General features: G+C 53.0%; 22 protein-coding genes. 4 read left to right on the top strand and 18 right to left on the bottom strand.

Annotation, left to right across the window (positions count from 1 at the left end; all coding sequences use genetic code 11):
* Positions 1–53: 53 nt before the first annotated feature.
* Positions 54–1,247, bottom strand: a complete 1,194-nt coding sequence (locus KNP76_RS10220) for a DUF4317 domain-containing protein (protein WP_214844456.1) — start codon at positions 1,245–1,247, stop codon at positions 54–56.
* A gap of 251 nt (positions 1,248–1,498) precedes the next feature.
* Between KNP76_RS10220 and KNP76_RS10215 the strand changes: the two genes are divergently transcribed.
* Both KNP76_RS10215 and KNP76_RS10210 read left to right on the top strand, forming a co-directional pair.
* Entirely contained in the window at positions 1,499–2,131 is a 633-nt protein-coding gene (locus tag KNP76_RS10215; RefSeq protein WP_214844455.1) for an HNH endonuclease family protein, read from the top strand.
* A gap of 18 nt (positions 2,132–2,149) precedes the next feature.
* Positions 2,150–2,392, top strand: coding sequence for a hypothetical protein (locus KNP76_RS10210; protein WP_034817014.1), 243 nt, complete (start codon positions 2,150–2,152; stop codon positions 2,390–2,392).
* 255 nt (positions 2,393–2,647) lie between these two features.
* Here the strand turns inward: KNP76_RS10210 and KNP76_RS10205 are convergent, their stop codons facing one another.
* Entirely contained in the window at positions 2,648–3,121 is a 474-nt protein-coding gene (locus KNP76_RS10205) for a peptide-methionine (S)-S-oxide reductase (protein ID WP_214844454.1), read from the bottom strand.
* 95 nt (positions 3,122–3,216) lie between these two features.
* On the opposite strand from KNP76_RS10205, the gene KNP76_RS10200 reads away from it, so the two are divergent.
* Positions 3,217–3,723 (top strand): hypothetical protein, encoded by a 507-nt coding sequence (locus KNP76_RS10200; RefSeq protein WP_251137435.1) that lies wholly within the window; start codon positions 3,217–3,219, stop codon positions 3,721–3,723.
* Positions 3,724–3,736: 13 nt separating this feature from the next.
* The gene (locus KNP76_RS10195; RefSeq protein ID WP_214844453.1) at positions 3,737–4,006 is read left to right on the top strand and encodes a hypothetical protein; all 270 of its coding nucleotides are present in this window, start codon (positions 3,737–3,739) and stop codon (positions 4,004–4,006) included.
* Between the two features lie 84 nt (positions 4,007–4,090).
* Here the strand turns inward: KNP76_RS10195 and rlmH are convergent, their stop codons facing one another.
* The 16 genes from rlmH to ychF all read right to left on the bottom strand — a co-directional run bounded on the left by rlmH (position 4,091) and on the right by ychF (position 19,645).
* Positions 4,091–4,570 carry a 23S rRNA (pseudouridine(1915)-N(3))-methyltransferase RlmH gene (gene rlmH, locus KNP76_RS10190; protein WP_034806255.1) on the bottom strand — a complete coding sequence of 160 codons (480 nt, stop codon included), beginning with the start codon at positions 4,568–4,570 and terminating at the stop codon, positions 4,091–4,093.
* Positions 4,571–4,653: 83 nt separating this feature from the next.
* The gene (locus KNP76_RS10185; protein WP_081825821.1) at positions 4,654–4,815 is read right to left on the bottom strand and encodes a CxxH/CxxC protein; all 162 of its coding nucleotides are present in this window, start codon (positions 4,813–4,815) and stop codon (positions 4,654–4,656) included.
* Between the two features lie 37 nt (positions 4,816–4,852).
* The gene (locus KNP76_RS10180) at positions 4,853–6,118 is read right to left on the bottom strand and encodes a S1C family serine protease (RefSeq protein ID WP_214844452.1); all 1,266 of its coding nucleotides are present in this window, start codon (positions 6,116–6,118) and stop codon (positions 4,853–4,855) included.
* Positions 6,119–6,169: 51 nt separating this feature from the next.
* Positions 6,170–6,961, bottom strand: a complete 792-nt coding sequence (locus KNP76_RS10175; protein ID WP_211780224.1) for an MBL fold metallo-hydrolase — start codon at positions 6,959–6,961, stop codon at positions 6,170–6,172.
* A 17-nt stretch (positions 6,962–6,978) separates the two neighbouring features.
* Positions 6,979–7,803: a two-component system regulatory protein YycI gene (locus tag KNP76_RS10170; protein ID WP_034817026.1), complete on the bottom strand. Its 825-nt coding sequence runs from the start codon at positions 7,801–7,803 to the stop codon at positions 6,979–6,981.
* On the bottom strand, positions 7,790–9,175 hold the full coding sequence (gene yycH, locus KNP76_RS10165; RefSeq protein ID WP_214844451.1) for a two-component system activity regulator YycH: 1,386 nt from the start codon (positions 9,173–9,175) through the stop codon (positions 7,790–7,792). The genes KNP76_RS10170 and yycH overlap by 14 nt, the downstream gene beginning before the upstream one ends.
* Positions 9,175–11,016 (bottom strand): cell wall metabolism sensor histidine kinase WalK, encoded by a 1,842-nt coding sequence (walK, locus tag KNP76_RS10160; protein WP_034806241.1) that lies wholly within the window; start codon positions 11,014–11,016, stop codon positions 9,175–9,177. Before walK ends, yycH begins: the two co-directional genes overlap by 1 nt.
* A 3-nt stretch (positions 11,017–11,019) precedes the next feature.
* Complete coding sequence (gene yycF / locus KNP76_RS10155) at positions 11,020–11,730, bottom strand: response regulator YycF (RefSeq protein WP_034806238.1); 711 nt, start codon at positions 11,728–11,730, stop codon at positions 11,020–11,022.
* 120 nt (positions 11,731–11,850) lie between these two features.
* Positions 11,851–13,140, bottom strand: coding sequence for an adenylosuccinate synthase (locus KNP76_RS10150; protein ID WP_034817032.1), 1,290 nt, complete (start codon positions 13,138–13,140; stop codon positions 11,851–11,853).
* Between the two features lie 228 nt (positions 13,141–13,368).
* Positions 13,369–14,721: a replicative DNA helicase gene (gene dnaB / locus KNP76_RS10145; RefSeq protein ID WP_034806231.1), complete on the bottom strand. Its 1,353-nt coding sequence runs from the start codon at positions 14,719–14,721 to the stop codon at positions 13,369–13,371.
* A 17-nt stretch (positions 14,722–14,738) separates the two neighbouring features.
* Complete coding sequence (rplI, locus tag KNP76_RS10140; RefSeq protein ID WP_034806227.1) at positions 14,739–15,182, bottom strand: 50S ribosomal protein L9; 444 nt, start codon at positions 15,180–15,182, stop codon at positions 14,739–14,741.
* The gene (locus KNP76_RS10135; protein WP_214844450.1) at positions 15,179–17,167 is read right to left on the bottom strand and encodes a DHH family phosphoesterase; all 1,989 of its coding nucleotides are present in this window, start codon (positions 17,165–17,167) and stop codon (positions 15,179–15,181) included. Before KNP76_RS10135 ends, rplI begins: the two co-directional genes overlap by 4 nt.
* Positions 17,168–17,307: 140 nt before the next feature.
* Entirely contained in the window at positions 17,308–17,538 is a 231-nt protein-coding gene (gene rpsR / locus KNP76_RS10130; RefSeq protein WP_015880232.1) for a 30S ribosomal protein S18, read from the bottom strand.
* Positions 17,539–17,579: 41 nt separating this feature from the next.
* Positions 17,580–18,089 (bottom strand): single-stranded DNA-binding protein, encoded by a 510-nt coding sequence (gene ssb / locus KNP76_RS10125; RefSeq protein WP_034806221.1) that lies wholly within the window; start codon positions 18,087–18,089, stop codon positions 17,580–17,582.
* 37 nt (positions 18,090–18,126) lie between these two features.
* Complete coding sequence (gene rpsF / locus KNP76_RS10120; RefSeq protein WP_034806218.1) at positions 18,127–18,414, bottom strand: 30S ribosomal protein S6; 288 nt, start codon at positions 18,412–18,414, stop codon at positions 18,127–18,129.
* 130 nt (positions 18,415–18,544) lie between these two features.
* Entirely contained in the window at positions 18,545–19,645 is a 1,101-nt protein-coding gene (gene ychF / locus KNP76_RS10115; RefSeq protein WP_211780229.1) for a redox-regulated ATPase YchF, read from the bottom strand.
* Between the last annotated feature and the right edge of the window lie 151 nt (positions 19,646–19,796).

The following is a 19,796-nucleotide window of genomic DNA, read 5'->3' as shown; positions in this document are numbered from 1 at the left end:
ATCGCCTGGGCTCGCTTCATAGAAACAATCTCTGCCTCTCTGTGAATCTCAAATCAGTCAAGCAACTCTTCCGAGATTAACTTGAATCCTTCAATCTCCGTGTCGTCCTCCACTTCAATCAACAGGCACGGTCTTCCTTTATAGTTCACTTGCTTCACGTATTTCAAGTCTTGTGGGCTGATGGCGATATTGGCGACTTTCGTGTTGATTTTAATCGATTTCGACGTATATTTCGGGATGACGCTGCTCGCTTTCATCTCGTATTGGCGGTCGTCGACGACTTGTTGGAACGCCGCTTCGACCTTTTCCGTCGTCACGTCCTCGACCCCGCTCGCCTTCAATACGATCTCGACCGTGCGGGCATCCATGACCGGTACCGTCTGGTCCTCTTCCTCGCGCTCGGCCTCGGCGACGATGATTTGGTTAATCTCGTCATACACGGTCGCGAGCGTCGCTAAGTTAACCTCTTCGCCGATGACGGTTTTGACGACTTCTTCGAACATCGCCTTCTCCTCGACCGCCGTCACGATCTCGGTGCCGTTCAACACGTTCTCGATGAAGCGATAGTCCGGTTGATGCGGTTTTTGCGCCGCATACAAGATATGGTTGACGTCGGCCGCGTTGTCCGTGAAGCTCGGGAACATGAACCCGCCGACCGGCGCGTCGAGCTTGATCACCGGATTGATGAAGATGTTCGACTTGAACTCGCGTTCGATGAAGTCGAAGACGAGCGATTGTTTCGGCAACTCCGTCTGATTGATGCTGCAGAGGATGAACCGGGACGTCCACACCTCGTCACGCATGTCGATCTCCGTCTCCTCCGAGTGGCGGCGTGTCGGTTTATTGTATTTGAAGCGGATGAACGTGATGACCATGTCCTTCTCGAACGTGGCGTCCTGTACCGTCTTCAAGGCGACCTTTTGCATCGAAGACGCCCATCCTTCGATCTCGTCCGTCTTCAACCCCTCGTAAAGAAGCGTCTGCGTATGGTCACTCTGCCCGGGTTCCGGATGTTGGAACTTCACCTCGAACAGCTTCTCGTCCATCTTCCCGCCGAGCACTTTCTTGAAGTTCGCGAGGAACAGCTCTTGGTGCTCCTGCTCGAGAAACGGGAACGAGCGCAACTCCTCATGGAAGATCTCATTGCTGTCCTGTCGGATATAAATATTATAAATGTCGGCGATTTTGACCGCCTCGGCATTCAATTTGAAATGTTTGCGGATTGCCGCGATGTCTTTTTGGTTCATGTGTTCCAACTCCTTCGTTCTTCACTACAAGCCGCCTTCATTATACCAATAGTTCGGGCTCACGCGAGGATGTATAGTGCTAAAGCCGGGACGTCTGATGTCATATATTATGTCTCTCATCTTAACTTTTCTAATCTTTCTATTCATTTTTGTAAATTTCACACTTTCTTCATCTTATCCCTTGTATAGTCGATGTGCGTCCACCGATTGGGCGCTTGATTTCGTCGTCATACATATGAGGAGGTTTACCCATGTTGAAGAAAATGCTCAGTTCTTTATTCGCCATCGTTCTCGTTTTGACCACGCTCCACTTCAGTACACCGACCGCTTCGGCCTTGCCGCCGAACATTCCGTCGAAAGCCGACGCACTCACGAAACTAAACGCGTTGACCATCCAAGCGGAAGGGCCGATGACCGGCTACAGCCGTGACTTGTTCCCCCATTGGAGCAGTCAAGGGAACGGCTGTAACACCCGTCACGTCGTCTTGAAGCGTGATGCCGATTCAGTCGTCGACACTTGCCCGGTCACGACCGGAAGATGGTACAGTTACTATGACGGTCTCGTCTTCACGTCCGCTTCTGATATAGACATCGACCACGTCGTCCCGCTCGCGGAAGCGTGGCGTTCAGGTGCGAGCAGCTGGACATCGACGAAGCGTCAAAGCTTCGCCAACGATTTGAACGGGCCGCAGTTGATTGCCGTATCCGCGACATCAAACCGTTCCAAAGGGGACCAAGACCCGTCGACATGGCAGCCGCCGCGTGCCGGTGCGCGTTGTGCCTATGCGAAGATGTGGGTTGAGACGAAGAGCCGTTGGGGACTCACGCTCCAATCGTCAGAGAAAGCAGCGCTTCAAACAGCCATCAATGCCTGCAGCTATTGATTCAAAAAGGAGGCCATTATGGATCAACAATCGTCTATCTTTAAAGCTTCTCACGGTGTCATGACCGAAGAAGTCGGCGTCATCAGCGGAGAACTCGAACTGAAGACGTCGTGCCATGATGATGGCACACTCGAGCTCGCCGTCACGTACGTCGGGGCAGCCGAATGGTACACATTACCCGGGAAAGACTACAAGCTTCACGACGTGCGCGACCACGCCGTCGTCCATCAACTGCTCGTGAACGTGCTCGAGCGGGCGTAACACGAAAAGGAGCCTCGACACCTCATTCTGGTGACGAGACTCCTTTTTTGTGCGGGCTCATTTCATTCTTCTCATAATAGAACGAATGATTAGGAACAGGATGCCAATCATAACCCCTGTCAACAGCAAGCTGGCGCCCCCGACGATGCCGAATGTGAACATAGTGGTCCTCCGTGGTGATGTGATAATCGTTACTTCCCTACTATATCATTTGTCCTACTTCTACATAAGCTAAGTTTATTTTTACATCGTTGTTCAACGCTTGTATTTCTCAAGCAACGCTTGCGGGATGTGACAATAATCGTCCGGACAGCGGGCGAGACGGTCCTGATGCTCCGCTGCGCTCGGAACGTAATTCGTAAGGGGCAACACTTCGACCGCGATTCGGTCCGCGTCGCTTCGCCTTTGGATAAACGCACGGGCCGCCTCCATATGTTTCGCATCCTCACTATATAAACCGGTCCGGTACTTCTCTCCGACGTCTTCGCCTTGTCGGTTGACGCTATACGGGTCAATGATTTCGAACAAGTACCCCATCAACGCTTCAATCGTGACGATTGTCGGATCGAACGTTGTTTTAACGCATTCAGCGTATCCATCATAGTCTCCTTCGAGCGTGGTTGTCTTTCCGTTCGCCCGTCCGGCTTCCGTCTCGACGACGCCGGGTAACGTCTTGACGAACGCCTGCACCCCCCATAGACAGCCACCGGCGAGATAGATTGTCTGCATCCTATCACCTCTTTAAATATTAGTAAAAATTCCCACTATCATGCATACATACGCTACACTAAAAGAAAAGTCGCGCTCACTTGGGAGGAACTCCTATGAAAAAACTCATCTTGACCACATTTTATACGATGACGCTTTGTTCAGGCATCTATTATATGGCGACAGGCGAATCGTTCGTCACGATAAGTCAGTCCGTCCAACTTGATCAAGCCGCGGTGGAGCGCTACTTGGCGACCGAAGTGATGGCGCCGAATTTTGGTGGTGAGGTCTATACGACGTATAAAATTCTCGACACGAGTACGACGAAACATGAGATTTACGTCTGGGCTCTCATTCAAGAACATGTGCGAGAAGGGGACCACTTCGAGCCAGGGACGGGCATGGCAGGTCCGCTCGTCCTCTACGTCGACAGCGAGGCAGAGTCGTTCACGATTACAGGGCATGAATCGCCACGTCCTGGGGATTACTATCCGGATGATGTGCGCCGTATGTTCCCGCTTTACGCCGAACTCTCTGTCCTCCCGAATCCAATCTCGCTCGGCCAAAAACTGCATGATCAAATGGAACAAAAGCTTTCACGAAGCCTACTCGTGAAAGAATGAAAGGAAAATTTTTATGAAACGACTGACCCACGCCGCTCTCACTTCGGCGGCACTTCATCTTGTTTATTTCATCGCCACGTTCGGAATCGGCTTTCTCCGGACGTTCACGTATGAGCCCGACATCATTGCCGAAGCGGACAACGTCGTCGTCTTACAAGACGCGGTCGTCATCGGGACGACCTGGCCGCCGCTCCTATTCGTGCTTACATTTATCGGTTTGACCGCCTTTATCGCAGTCGGCTTACAGTTTGTCGCTTATAAACGTGACCACACGTTTGATTGAACAACTGAAGACTATTCATAGGTTTGAGGCAGATATAAAAGGTTGATGAGCGCTGGCTCATCAACCTTTTTATTTGATTTCACTTTATTTATGATACGGCTCATTCCGATTGATTCGATATGCCCGATAAATCTGCTCGCACAAGACGAGTTTCATCACTTGGTGCGGGAACGTCATCTTCGAGAATGAGATCGTATCGTTCGCGCGTTTCATAACGTCCTCGGATAAGCCGAGCGAGCCACCGATCACGAAGGCGATTTTACTTTTCCCATACGTGGCGAGTTGATCGAGCTCACGGGCGAACTCTTCACTCGTCCGTTGTTTGGCGTTGATGGCGAGTGCGATGACGTGCGTATCCGGACTGATTTTGGCCAAAATTCGCTCGCCTTCTTTTTGTTTTACTAGTATCATATCCGCGTCACTTAAATGCTCAGGCGCTTTCTCGTCTGCGACCTCGATTTCCTGCACTTTTGCATAGGCAGACAGCCGTTTCGTATACTCGGCAATTCCTAGTTTCAAATACTTCTCTTTTAGTTTGCCGACCGTGATAATTGAAATATTCATCCAATTCTTCCTTTTTCCACAGTTTTTTCGGAGTTATCCATAGGGTTATCCACAGAGTTATCCACAAATCCACATGTTGATAATCATTTTTTGCTTGACACAACATATGTTGCATCGGCGTCACAGAACGCACACGTCACTTGTCCACTTGTGGATAGCTCTTCGAGCACCGGGTATTCCCCCGTCTCATCGACGATGATGTCTAAAGCGATTTCAACATGTTCCTTGCATACTTTTTTTTCCACAGGTTTTCCTCCTTAAAAAAGAAGCGTCGCCGCTTCTTTATCTCGCTTCTGTTAGCGTTGCATCGGTCTCGTTCCGCTCACCGCGCCGCGTATATTCGATCGTGACCGTATCCCCGACCGTCGCGTCGCGGTAGAGCGCGTCCCGTAAGTCGACGTACCGTTTAATCTCCCGGTCGCCAATCTTCACGATGACGTCCCCGACTTGAAGCCCCGCCTGTTCGGCCGGACTGCCGGGTGTGATCTCTTCGACAAAGACCCCGTCCTCATTGTCAAAACTGATGCCATACTCTTCCCGGACGTTGCCCGGGACCGCGATGACCTCTTGAATCGTGACGCCGAGCTGGGCCCGCGTCACGCGCCCGTCCCGTTCTAGCATATCGATGACGGGGAGCGCCACGTTGACGGGAATCGAGAACCCGACCCCTTCGACGCTCGCTTCCGCGATCTTCATCGAGTTGATGCCGACGAGTTCGCCTCGGATGTTGATGAGCGCCCCGCCGGAGTTGCCCGGGTTGATTGCCGCATCGGTCTGGATGACCTCGGCGTTGTAATCCATGAGCCCGTCACTATTCGTGTCGACCGGCACGGTGCGTTCGACACCACTGACGATACCACGGGTGACCGAGTTTGAAAAGACACCGAGCGGATTGCCGATCGCCATGACCGTCTCGCCGGCTTGAAGCGTCGTCGAATCGCCGAGGACGATCGGTGTCGCCTCGATGTTGTCCGGTAACTCCACGGCCGCGACGGCCAAGTCGTTCAGCGGATCTTCGCCGAGGACGGTCGCCGTGGCGACTTGTCCGTCCGAGAAGGCGATGCTAATCTCATCGGCCTGTTCGATGACGTGGAAGTTCGTGACGATATAGGCCGTGTCGTCCTCGACTTTATAGATGACGCCGGAGCCTGCGCCCGCCTCCCACTGCGAGTTCGATGTAAAGGCGCGCTGGATGTTCGTGATGCTGACGACGGACGTCTTCGCCCCGGTCACGGCCGTCGTGATATCCGACTCGGTGAACGTGACGGCCTGTTCGGTCCGAATCAACTCGTTCGTCACAAAACGAGAGGTCGGCGAATCCCAGAGCATCATCGCCAAAAAGAACAAAGCCGCTCCTAAGAATCCGCCAACCCCTCCGAGTAACAACGGTTTTATATTCGTTTGCGGCTTGTGGCGCACGCGTTCCTCACTTTTCGGACGCCAGTCGCTGCGAGATGGGTAAGTCGATTGACTGTTCATCGTGTCTGCTTCGTGCGGTAAAGGTTCGACGTCTTGAGGTTCATACTCATGGTGTCTCTCTTCATTCACGACGCGTCCCCCCTTTAAGACAGTGTGTTATCTGTCTTTTCCCAACTTCGCTTATAAAGAAACGAGGGAAGTCGGAACGGTTGGGTCGGTATCGCACAATTTGATGCGACCGAGGTCGACATCGCGCATGCCGAGCGTCTGAGAGACGCTCATCTGGGCGAGTTCTTTCATGTTGTTGTCTTTACTGAGGTGAGCCAAGTAGATGCGTTTCGTCCGCTCGCCGATGACCTCGCTCATGGCGATGGCCGCGTCCTCGTTCGAGACGTGGCCGTAATCACCGAGGATTCGCCGTTTGACGCTCCACGGATAACGTCCCATCTGCAGCATCGACACGTCATGGTTCGACTCGAAGATGAAGTCGTCCGCACCGCGGATGACACCTTTCATCCGGTCCGACACGTAGCCGGTGTCCGTAATGTGGGCGAGCCGCTTGCCTTCGTGGGCGAACTGATAGAACATCGGATCGGCCGCGTCATGGCTGACGTTGAACGACTCGATCTCGATGTCTCCGAACTGTTTGATGTCCCCGACCTCGAAATGAAACTTGAGCGCCGGGTCAATCTTCCCGATGTTCGCTTCCATCGCGTCCCACGTCTTCGCGTTCGCGTAAATCGGCAAGTTGAACTTACGGGCCAAAATTCCGACCCCTTTTATATGGTCGGAGTGCTCATGGGTGACGAGCAGTGCGTCGATGCCTTCGAACGACCGGCCAATCTGATGGATGCGCTCTTGCATCGCCTTCCCGGTCAATCCGGCATCGACGAGCAGCTTCGCCCGTTCCGTCTCAATGTAGAGCGCGTTACCGGTCGAACCGCTCGCAAGTACACTATAGCGTAAAGTCACGCCATCACTCCTTTCTTTCATTCTTCCGTTAAAAACTCGACTCGCTCGACCGTCCCGTCAATCGCGTTGACGAAGTAGACGTTCTCGTCAATCGCAATCGACCAGAGCGGTGGCATGATAATCAAACTGCCCGAGCTGTCGAGCGGGAGGCTGTAAAAGCCTGTATTGATGGCCCGCATCTCTTGGTTCGGCTGGAAATACTTCCTGGCCGCGAGTTGCGAGATGGCCTCGCTCGCCGTCAAGACGAGATCGTCTTGCGACTTCGACGACAAGTTCGTCAAATGACGTTGTTTGTAGTCGGTCACTTCGTATGCTTCGTTCAATTGGAGTAATAACAGCGACGGACCGATATATTTCTCTGTATCGGCCTCGATTTCAGGGTTTGAGAAAATCTTGTTGTTCTCATACGTCTGCACGAACGCGATTTGACGCGTCGCTTCATCGAAACGCCAATACGCATACTCGGAACCGAACGGCACGTACTCGGCGACGAACGTCGCCGCTGTCGTCCGTAAGTCCGCCTCATCGAGCGGGACGGGCTCCTTCAACTCGACTTCGAGCTGCATGTTGTCGAGCGTCGTCGCGAGCTGGGCTTCCCGGTTTTTCGTGATCATCGATGCCGACATCTGCTCGGACGAACCGGTCAAATAACCGATATCTCGGCCCATCCTCGGCAGTTTGGACGCATCGACGTCACGTTGATTTAAGATTTGCGCAATCGACGTATTGTCGTTTGAGACGACCTCGGTCGCCCACGTCTCGGTCAAGAGCTGGAACAACAGGTAGATGTTCAGCGCGAGGAAGGCGAATAAGAGAATCGTTTTCGCTTTACTCCAATCCACGGTACATCATCCTTTCTGTCCAGTCTCCCGGTTTATCATAAGGAATCCAACGACCCGCCTCACGGACGAACCAGTTCGGTGAGAACGTGACGTAACGGCTCGTATCCTCATTGTATTCAATCTCATACCCGAGGCGAATCTCCGTGACGTTCTCGAACCGTCCCGTGTTGACGAGCATGTCAATCACGTCTTGGCCGTCCGCGAGTTTCGTCGTTCCGACCGAGATCATCCGATCGATTTCAAGGTGGTGCCGTGTGACGGATCGGACTTGCGCCCCGTCGTTCTCGACGCGAAGCGTCGACAAGTCGACCGCGTCGTTATTGATGAACGCTTCCCGTTGACTAAACACCGGATAGCCGTTCACGTGAAACCGGAAGACGGTCGTCTCGAACCCTTTATTCGCGGGTGTGATCGCATCGAACCGGAGCGACAACCCTTGGCCCTCAGACGTCTCGTCGACCCAACCGCCGTGGAAGTTGACGAACTCGACGATCGTATCGAGTCCGATAGCGGATTCACGCTCGGCGCTGTTACGCGACAAGTTCCGGTAGCGGCTCGCGTTCAGTTTCGCGTCGTATTCAGCGACGCTAATCCCGTTCGTGAGGGCCCCGACCGAGCTCGCCGGGTCGACTTCTTGGACGTTCGGGTCTCCCGGGAAGAACGTATCCCGCATCCAATCGAGACGGGCCGCGATTTGAATTTGTGAGACGTCATACGCGAACAGTTCGTTCATCTCTGGTCCGACGACTGGGATATAGTTCACCCGGTCCTCCGTATACGTGACGCGCTGCATTGAACGGCTCGAGTCTTTCAAGAACAGGCTGTTGACGTCGCCGTTGCCGACTTTGGCCAACCGTCCTTCCCAAATCGACTGGTCGCTCATGATCGCCCGAATCTTCCACACGTCACTGTCTACGAACAAAAGGGCGCGCTGCGGCACTTTTCCGGACAGGCTGTACGAGCCCGGCACGATATAGCTGAGCGTATCCGAGTAATACGGTTCCGGCAACACGAGTTCGAGCGCCTCGTTAATATCCGTGTACAAACTTGGCACGTTTTTCGCGGCGAGCGGCTTGAACTCGTTCGCTTCGAACGTGTCGCGGATGACCCGGGCGATCTGTTTCGGCGTATTCTTCGTCGCAAAGACGGCGTTATTCTCATGGACGACCGTTTGCGCTGGGATAATCACTTGACTCGCCCGACGTTGGAGCGACGTGTCGACCGTCGCGACTTGCGTCTCCGACTGGACCGACTGGTATTTCGGATGATAATCCCACAGGATGATCGTTTGGACGATGGACGTGACGATCAAGGTGAGCAAGACGAGCGATTTCACTAGTTCTGGCTTTCCCCAAAAACGTTTGCGTTCCATCAGTCATTCACCTCCACAATCGTGTCGAACGGGATGGTGAAGTAAATCGTCGTCCCGCGGCCGAACTCACTTTCCGCCCAAATGTCCCCACCGTGCGCCGAGACGACTTCTTTGGCGATCGACAGACCGAGCCCGGTCCCCCCGATGTTACGGGCCCGTGCCTTATCGACACGGTAGAACCGCTCAAAGATTTTCTTCAAGTTCGATTTCGGGATGCCGACGCCTTCGTCTTTAATCCCGACGACGAGCCGTTTCGCCCGAAGCATCGTACGGAACGTGATCGTCCCGCCTTCTGGAGAGAACTTGATCGCGTTCGTGATGATGTTGTCAATCACTTGCGTCATCTTGTCTTGATCGGCGTGCACGTACACACGGCGCTTCATGAGCTTCCGACGAAACTCAATCGTCTCCCCTTTCGTCATCTCGTGACGGTCGATGATGTCGTTGAAGAACTGGATGAAGTCGAACTTCACTTTTTGCATCTTATACTCTTTACTGTCCATTTTCGAGAGCTGCAACAAGTCGTTGACGAGGCGAATCATTCGCTCCGTCTCGTTTTGCGTCGTCTCGAGGAACCGTGGTGCGAGCTCATCGTCTTTATACGCGCCTTCGGCGAGTACTTCGAGATAGCTGCGCATCGTCGTCAATGGCGTCCGAAGCTCATGGCTCACGTTCGCGACGAACTCACGACGGTCCTGCTCGACTTGCTCCTGTTCGGTCACGTCGTGCAAGACGACGATGAGACCGGTGATGGGACCGCTATGCTTTTGAATCGGCGAGAAGTAGGCGCGTACAAGGAACAGCTCATCGTCCGTACTGAGGTCGATCAGTTTCGGCGGCATCGTCCCATCTTCCGGGATGACGATCTCGTCGTCAAACTCGAGCAAGCTCTGAAGGTTCGCCCCCATCGCCTCCTCTTCGTCGACACCGATCATGTCGCGGGCCTGGTCGTTCATGAGAATGACACGGAGCGAACGATCGGTCGCGACGACCCCGTCCGACATGTTCTCGAGTACGCTCGTCAAACGACGGCGTTCGGCCTCGGTCGTGGCGTTCGCTTCCATCAATTCATCGGTCAATTCGTTGAACGCGTAAGCGAGCTGTCCGACCTCGTCGTCAGAGTACACTTTAACCTTTCGGGAGAAGTTCCCTTTTCGCATCTCGACGGCTTGACGACGCATATCCGCAATCGGCCGCGTGATCGTCCGTGACAGCAAGATGCCGAGAATCGAGGTGATGATGAGGGCGATGAGCGTCCCGGTCGCAAGGATTCGGGTCACCTGCTCCATCTGGTTATAGATGGACTGCATCGATGCCTCGATATAAATCATGCCGGTCGTCGTGCCGTCGACTTCCGATTTGACCGGAACGGCGACGACGCGCATCCGTTCGTTCGAGTCCTCGTAAACGACCGTCTCTTGGGCCCCGCTCGTCGCGAACGATTTTTGGATAAACGTGCTCGCCGTCCGTTGCCCGACGAGACTTTGATTGTTCGGGTTCGACGTCGCCCGGACGACACTGTTCGTGTCGATGATTTGGACTTCGCGAATGTCGTCAGCTAGCGTCGTGCTCTCCGTAAATTCAGACAGCAGTTGATCCAGTACCTGGTTCAACTGCTGATCGGAGGTCGAGTCGCCGCCGTTCGATGCCACCCCTTGGCTGACGTTATAGCTCAGAAGGTTGGCTCGGTCGACGAGCGACTGCGAGAAGTTGTTGATGTATTGCCGTTCAAGGGAACGTACGAAGTACACCCCGATGACTTGCATCGCAACAAGGATGAGCAGCGCATAGATGACGACGAGCTTCCACTGGATAGATTTAAAGAAGTTCGTCCGTTTCATCGTTTAGTCTTCTTCTCCTGCTTTTAAATAGTAGCCGACCCCACGACGCGTGATGATATACGTCGGCGTCGACGGGTTGTCTTCGACTTTCTCACGAAGACGTCGCACCGTCACGTCGACCGTCCGGACGTCACCGAAGTAATCGTAACCCCATACGGTCTGGAGCAAATGCTCACGCGTCATCACTTGCCCGATGTTTTGGGCGAGGTAATGGATGAGCTCGAACTCACGATGTGTCAGTTCAATCTTCTCTTCCCGCTTCGTCACCATGTACGAATCGGGGTGAATCGTCAAATCTCCGATGACGATATCATTTTCATTGGCACCTTTCGTCTCCGGCGCCGGTGCCGTCGCATGACGGCGCATGTTCGCCTTGACGCGTGCCAACAGCTCGCGTGAGCTGAACGGTTTCGTCACGTAGTCGTCGGCGCCAAGTTCGAGACCGAGTACTTTGTCGATCTCTGAATCTTTCGCCGTCAACATGATGATCGGCATGTCGTATTTCTTCCGGACTTCCCGGCAGACTTCCATCCCGTCTTTGAGCGGAAGCATGATGTCGAGTAAGATCAAGTCTGGCTTGACCTCTTCGACTTTCACGAGCGCCTCTTCCCCGTCGTATGCGACGTGGACTTGGTACCCTTCTTTTTCAAGTTTGAATTTCAATATATCAGCGATTGGTTGTTCGTCATCTACCACTAAAATCGTACGATCCATTCAGTGAGTCCTCCTCTATCATTAAACGTACATGTCTACATTGTAACTCTTTTTCTATAGGTTAGAAAGCATGGGTCATTTCCGTGGAAATGAAAAAGAGAGCCGCGCGGGCTCTCTGTCTTATGCTTCGTAAATGTCACGCAAGATGACCGTCTGCTCACGTGCCGGTCCGACCGAGAACGTCAACAACTCGATGCCCGTCAACGCTTCGATGCGCTTGACGTAGTTCTGTGCGTTCACCGGTAAGTCCTCGAACGCGCGGACGCCTGTAATATCTTCTGTCCAGCCCGGGAGCTCTTCATAGACCGGGACACACTTCTCGAGGACACGGAAGTTTGGCGGGTACTCATCGAGGAGCTTGCCTTCATACTCGTATGCCGTACAAATCTTCAACGTCTCAAGCCCTGTCAACACGTCAATCGAGTTGAGACAAAGGTCCGTGATTCCGCTGACGCGACGTGAGTGGCGAACGACGACCGAGTCGAACCAACCGACACGACGCGGACGACCCGTCGTCGTACCGTACTCTTTTCCGACTTCCCGGATCATGTGGCCAATCTCATCGTCGAGCTCGGTCGGGAACGGGCCGTCACCGACGCGCGACGTGTACGCTTTACACACCCCGACGACGTGATGAATCTTCGACGGGCCGATTCCGGCACCGCTCGACACGCCGCCAGACGCCGCGTTCGATGACGTGACGAACGGGTACGTCCCGTGATCGATGTCGAGGAGGACGCCTTGCGCGCCTTCGAAGAGCACCTTCTCGTCTTCGTCGAGCGCGTCGTTCAAGACGACCGACGTATCACAGACGTACTTGGCGAACTGTTGGCCATACGCATAATACTCTTCGAACACGTCATCGAACGCGACCGCGTCGACTTCGTACATCTTCACGAACATGCGGTTCTTGATCTCAAGAACGGTCTTGAGCTTCTCGGCGAACACTTCTTTATCGAGCAGGTCGGCGATGCGAATCCCGATGCGCGCCGCTTTGTCCATGTAACAAGGACCAATCCCTTTTAACGTCGTCCCGACTTTCGCGTCGCCTTTCGCATCTTCTTCAAGCTTGTCTTGAAGCTGGTGATACGGCAAGATGACGTGCGCCCGGTTCGAGATACGGAGGTTGTCCGTGCTCACACCTCTCTCATGCAAGTAGGCGAGCTCTTTGACGAGCGATTTCGGGTTGACGACCATCCCGTTCCCGATGACACACGTCTTATCCGAGTAAAAGATCCCCGATGGAATCAAATGAAGTTTGTATTTCGTATCATTGAAGACGATTGTATGACCAGCGTTGTCTCCCCCTTGATAACGCGCGACGACGTCGGCTTGTTTCGACAAGAAATCGGTAATCTTCCCTTTTCCTTCATCGCCCCACTGCGTTCCCACTACGACTACTGATGACATAATGAATCCTCCTTGTAAATAAACGTTCTGTTCAAACCATCCGTAAGTGTACACCTGACACTTCAGAAAGTCAACCTAATACCGAACGATATTTTTATACTGTAATCTTTCGTTCGTTATTGACTTAACTTTCTTCGCTCACTTCTCGAATTCTTGATTTTCCGAAGACGTTTGGGTATAAAGTCGGACAAAAAAAGCGACGCCTCGTCGACGTCGCTTGATTCGTCGCTACATCGGCGGCGCAAAGGCTTGCGTCTCCATGTTGACGAACTTGTTGAATTCTTTTCGGAACGAGAGTTTGACCGTACCGGTCGGACCGTTACGCTGTTTGGCGATGATAATCTCGATCGTGTTCGCATCTTCACTCTCTTTGTCGTAGTAATCGTCACGATACAAGAAGGCGACGATATCGGCATCTTGCTCGATGGCTCCGGATTCCCGGATATCCGACATCATCGGCCGCTTGTCTTGCCGGCTCTCTACACCACGCGAGAGCTGGGACAAGGCGATGACCGGAACTTGCAGCTCACGCGCGATCGCTTTGAGCGTACGTGAGATCTCCGAGACTTCTTGTTGCCGGTTCTCGCCCGGTTTCCCGTTCCCGACGATGAGCTGCAAGTAGTCAATCATGATCATGCCAAGGCCATGTTCTTGCTTCAAGCGGCGGCATTTCGCACGAATCTCGTTGACCCGGAGGCCCGGCGTATCATCGATATAAATCCCTGCTTGAGACAACGATGACATCGCGAGCGAGAGCCGTCCCCAGTCCTCGGCCTCGAGCCGTCCGGTCCGGAGACGCTGGGCATCGATATTGCCTTCCGCACAGAGCATCCGCATGACGAGTTGCTCGGCGCCCATCTCCAAACTGAAGATGGCGACGTTCTCGCCGGTACGGACCGCGACGTTTTGCGAGATGTTGAGCGCGAACGCCGTCTTCCCGACCGAAGGACGAGCCGCGACGATGATGAGGTCGTTTCGTTGGAAACCGGCCGTCATCTTATCCAAATCGGTGAAGCCGGTCGCAATTCCTGTGATCTCGCCGCTTGATTGGTGTAATTTTTCAATCGTCGAGTAGGCGTCCGATAAAACCGACCCGATCGGGTGGAAACTGGACTGCCCTTTTCGCTGCGACACTTTTAAAATGTTTCGCTCCGCGTCGGATAAGACCGCATCGACTTCGTCTTGGCGCTCATACCCGTCCGAGACGATATTCGTTGCCGTACGGATAAGTCGGCGGAGCGCCGCCTTTTGGTCGACGACGTTCAAGTAGTAACCGATGTTTCCGATGGCCGGAACCGCTTCAGCGATTTCCGCCAAGTAGTTCAAGCCACCGATTTCATCGAGGATCCCTTGGGCTTGAAGCTCCGAACTGAGCGTGACCAAATCGACGAGTTCGCCGCGGTCATTGATTTTTAACATCGCCTCAAAGATTCGTTGATGGCTGACGCGATAAAAATCGTCCGGGTCGACTCGTTCCGAGGCAGTGATCAGACGGTCCGAGTCGAGGATGACGGCTCCGAGGACGGCTTGCTCCGCCTCAACGCTATGCGGCGGGGTATTCACTTGAATCGCATCACTCATCCGTCATTCCCTCACCTTCACGCTTCTTGGACATGGACGTTTAACGTGGCCGTGACGTCCTGATGCAACTTCACTGGCACTTTTGTGAAACCGAGCGCTTTAATCGGGTGCTCGAGCTCGATTTTACGCTTGTCGAGCTTGTAGCCCATCCCTTTCAACGCCTCGGCGATCTGCTTGCTCGTGACCGAACCGAAGACGCGGCCACCTTCACCTGACTTCGTCTTGACGACGATCGTCTCTTTCTCGATTTTGGCTTTGAGTGCTTGGGCTGCTTTCAACTCTTCTTCAGCCGCTTGCTCGGCCCGACGTTCTTTCGCCGCGAACGCCTTCAAGTTGCCCGGCGTCGCTTCGACGGCCAAGTTCTTTTTGAAGAGGACGTTCTTTGCATATGCGTCGGCGACGTCTTTCACGTCTCCAGCTTTTCCTTGCCCTTTAACATCTACTTTCAAAATGACTTTCATTCCGTTTCCTCTCCTTCGGTTTCATCTGTCAAATAATGATCAATCGCTTCTTTCAACAGCTTCTTCGCTTGGTCGCGATTGACGTCGAGCTGTGTCGCCGCGTTCGTCAAATGACCGCCCCCGTCAAGCATCTCCATGACGACTTGAACGTTGACGTCTCCGAGCGAACGAGCGCTGATCCCGGTTCGTCCGTCCGGTAAGACGGCGATGACGAACGAGGCTTTGACGCCTTCCATATTGAGTAACTGGTCGGCCGACTGGGCGATGAGCACTTGGTGGTGCGGTTCATCGTCCGGGGCGACGGCAATCGCCATGCCGTCCGAATAAATCTCGGTATTTTCAAGAATATGCGACTGTTCGATATATGAATCGAGGTCTTGTCGCATGAAATGTTGAACGAGTACCGTATCGGCCCCTTGAATCCGCAAGAACGATGCGGCGTCAAACGTCCGCGATCCAGTCCGGAGCGTGAACCCTTTCGTGTCGACCATGATGCCCGCAAGGAGCGACGTCGCTTCTAAAATCGATAGTTTACGCGTCCCGGCCTGATACTCAATCAGTTCCGTCACGAGCTCGCACGTCGATGACGCGTACGGCTCCATATAGACGAGCACCGGGTCTTCGATGAACTCTTCGCCACGGCGATGATGGTCGATGACGACGACGCGCTCGGCCCGATCAAGAATCTCGCGTGAAATGACGAGCGAAGGCCGGTGCGTATCGACGATGACGAGTAACGTCTGCTCATCGATGAGCGGTTGGGCCTCGAACTCGGTCAAGAAGCGGCTATACAGCTCCTCATCGTTCTCGACCTCATGAACGAGACGCTGGATGCCGACACTCGTCTCGCCGGCCGGAATGACAACATACGCCTCACGTCCGACGAACTCAGCGAGCTTCATGATTCCGATCGAGGCGCCAAGTGAGTCCATATCCGGGTTTTTATGGCCCATAATGAGCACACGGCTCGATTCTTTAATCAAGTCTCGCATCGAGTTCGAGATGACACGGGCTCGGACGCGCGTCCGTTTCTCGGTCGGGTTCGTCTTGCCGCCGAAGAAGCGGACTTTCCCGTTATGCCGTTTGACGACGACTTGGTCGCCGCCACGGCCGAGTGCCAAATCGAGGCTCGATTGTGATAAGTTACCGAGTTCAGTCAATGACGTCTCCCCGCAACCAATCCCAATCGAGAGCGTGAGCGGAATCTTATGTTCTTTCGTCGCTTCCCGGACCTCATCTAAAATCGCGAACCGATTGTTCTCGAGTTCTGAGAGCGTCCGTTCGTTCATGACGAGGAAGAAGCGGTCAGCTGCCGTCCGGCGCATATAAATGTGATACTTTTGCGCCCATTGATTGAGAAGGACGGTCACGCGGCGATTGATTTCGCTACGAATCTGCTCGTCGACCCCCGTCGACATCTCATCATAGTTGTCTAAATACAAGACACCGATGACAGTCTGGGCTTCTGAGTACTTCTGTTCAATCTCAGCCTCCTCCGTCATGTCGAACAAGTACAGCGTCTGAAATTCTTGATTGTATAACACACGATACACCCGGTCTCCGACTTCGATCGTCGCTTCGTCCTCTTCTTCTTCAATCAACTCGGTGAACGCGGAATGAATCGCATCAAGCGGGATACCAAGTTCCATCTCGAGCTCGAAGATGAGACGGGATTGCTCGTTGAACCAACTGATGCGACGCGCCTCATCAAAGACGAGAATCCCGATCGGCATCCCGGTCAACGCTTCTTTCCCGACGTCTTCAATCCGGTGGGACAGCAAGTGAACGTACTGTTCCCACGCTCTACGTTGCCGGCGAATCGTCACTTGTTGATAGATGAAGAAAATCAGCGTGAAAACGAACAGGGTGACCGCTGCCACGATGTTGTAGAACGCCAATCCGAACGCAGCAAGGATCCCGAACACGTAAGGGAGCGCGTGCTTTGATTGGTTCTTCACGGATGTTATTGCTTCACCACTGTGCATGTATGCCTCCTAAAATGAGTGTCAAACACCCATGATGTCGAAATGGTTTCTGCTTTATCATACCATATCCGTCCGTTCGACTTACACTCCGACGATAAACAAAAAACGACTTATCCCGAAGGATAAGTCGTGCGCCAAGATTACTCTGCAACGTATGGAAGCAAAGCCATTTGACGTGAGCGCTTGATAGCGACAGTAAGTGGACGTTGGTATTTCGCTGAAGTACCAGTCACACGACGTGGAAGAATTTTACCACGCTCCGAAACGAAGCGTTTGAGCAATTCTACGTCTTTATAATCGATATGAGTGATGTTGTTCGACGTAAAGAAACATACTTTACGACGACGACGACCTCCTGGACGACGTGCCATGTGAAGACCTCCTTTATAAGTTTAGTTTCGAATCGGCTCGATCAAAATGGTAGATCGTCATCCGATAAGTCGATTTTGCCTCCGCCCGAGAACGGGTCGGCGTCAAAACCTTTGTTTGAGTTCGAGGACTGAGATGAAGTCGAAGAAGCGGCTGCGCCCCATCCTGACCCACTTGACTCACCACCACCGAAGACATCTCCAGCCGGTGCTGTATCACGTTGCCCTGAGGCTCCGCGTGGTTCAAGGAAGCGTACGCTATCGGCTACGACTTCTGCCCGGTAACGACGTTGGCCATCTTGACCTTCGTAACTACTGATTTGAAGGCGACCGTCTACGCCGGCCATGCTGCCTTTTTTCAAATATTGTGCCACGTTCTCTGCCTGTTTGCGCCATACGACACAATCAATGAAGTCCGCCTCGCGCTTCCCATCTTGTCCAGTGAATGGACGATCGCAAGCGAGAGTAAAGCGAGTTACGGCGATGCCGCTCTGCGTGTAACGCATTTCTGGATCGCGTGTCAATCGACCAACTAACACAACTCGGTTAATCATCTCAAAGCTCCCCTTTCGCAATATGAAGCGTCAAGAATCAACGCTCGTCTTTAGTTGTCATTTGACGGACAACGTCATCAGAGATCTTCATGAGACGCTCTGTTTCTTGAATCGCTTTCGGCTCAGCAGTGATGTTAAGAAGAACGTAGTGTCCTTCGCGCATCTTGTTGATTTCGTAAGCGAAACGACGTTTACCCATGTCTGTTGTTTTATCAACAGTACCACCGTTGTCAGTGATGACGTTGTTGAAGCGCTCGATCAAAGCTTTCTTCGCTTCCTCATCAACTGATGGACGGATAATGTAAAGAAGTTCGTATTTACGCATTATCTTTCACCTCCTCTTGGACTAACGGCTCCTACCGGTTGTAGGAGCAAGGAGCAAACAATTGTTTTACTCACGTCATAATATACTATCAAACTTCTCTTCGTTTTACAACACATTTTCGTAAATTGACTTAGACGTTGAAACGGAACGTAACGACATCACCGTCGGCGAAGACATACTCTTTTCCTTCTGAGCGAAGCTTCCCTTGCTCTTTTACCGTCGTCATGTTGCCAGCGGCTGAAAGATCGTCAAATGACACGACTTCGGCACGGATGAATCCGCGTTCGAAGTCCGAGTGGATGACACCCGCACATTGCGGTGCTTTCATACCCTGTTTAAACGTCCACGCGCGCACTTCTTTTTCACCCGCCGTGAAATAAGTCGCGAGTCCGAGCGTAGAGTAGGCAGCACGAATTAATTGGTCGAGACCCGACTCCTCGATGCCGAGGTCTTGCAAGAATTCAAGACGCTCTTCTGGCTCGAGCTCAGAAATCTCTTCTTCGATGCGGGCGCAGATGACAATGACTTTTGCGCCTTCTGTCGCTGCGTGCTCGCGAACTGCTTGTACATACGGATTGTTATCCGAGTCTGCCACTTCGTCTTCGCTTACGTTTGCGACGTAAAGCATCGGCTTCATCGTGAGCAATTGGAAATGCTTGACGATGGCGAGTTGTTCATCTGTCAATTCCGCGACGCGGGCTGGACGCTCTGACTCGAGCACCGCTTGCACGATTTCAAGTGCCTCGAGTTCTTGTGCGGCGCCTTTATCTTTTGACTTCACCATCTTTTGAACGCGCGTGATGCGTTTCTCGACGAGTTCAAGGTCCGCCAAAATCAATTCGAGGTTGATGGTCGTGATGTCATCGATTGGCGACACTTTACCGGCGACGTGCGTGATGTTGTCGTCTTCAAAACAACGGACGACTTGGCAAATCGCATCGACTTCACGAATGTTGGCGAGGAACTTGTTGCCAAGCCCTTCCCCTTTTGACGCTCCTTTGACAATTCCGGCGATGTCCGTGAATTCGAACGCGGTCGGTACCGTCTTTTTCGGTTGAACGAGTTCCGTCAACCGATCAAGGCGTGAATCCGGTACTTCGACGACACCGACGTTCGGGTCGATCGTAGCGAACGGATAGTTGGCCGCCTCTACACCTGCTTGCGTAATCGCGTTAAATAATGTCGATTTCCCGACGTTCGGCAATCCGACGATTCCTGCTGTTAATCCCACTTGTATGTCCTCCTCATCCGGGTTTTCCGGGAAATGTTGATCCGTCTGTGGAGTGGGTACATTGAGTACACCACACCGTCACATCCTTCACAATTATAGTTAGTCCACGATTAAACCGCAACTCAACACGTGAACGTAAAGAAAAACGCCT

This window comes from Exiguobacterium sp. s150, assembly GCF_018618435.1.
GTDB classification, from domain to species: Bacteria; Bacillota; Bacilli; order Exiguobacteriales; family Exiguobacteriaceae; genus Exiguobacterium; species Exiguobacterium alkaliphilum.
Note: the sequence above shows the minus strand (reverse complement) of the source record. Positions and strands in the feature narration are given on the sequence as shown.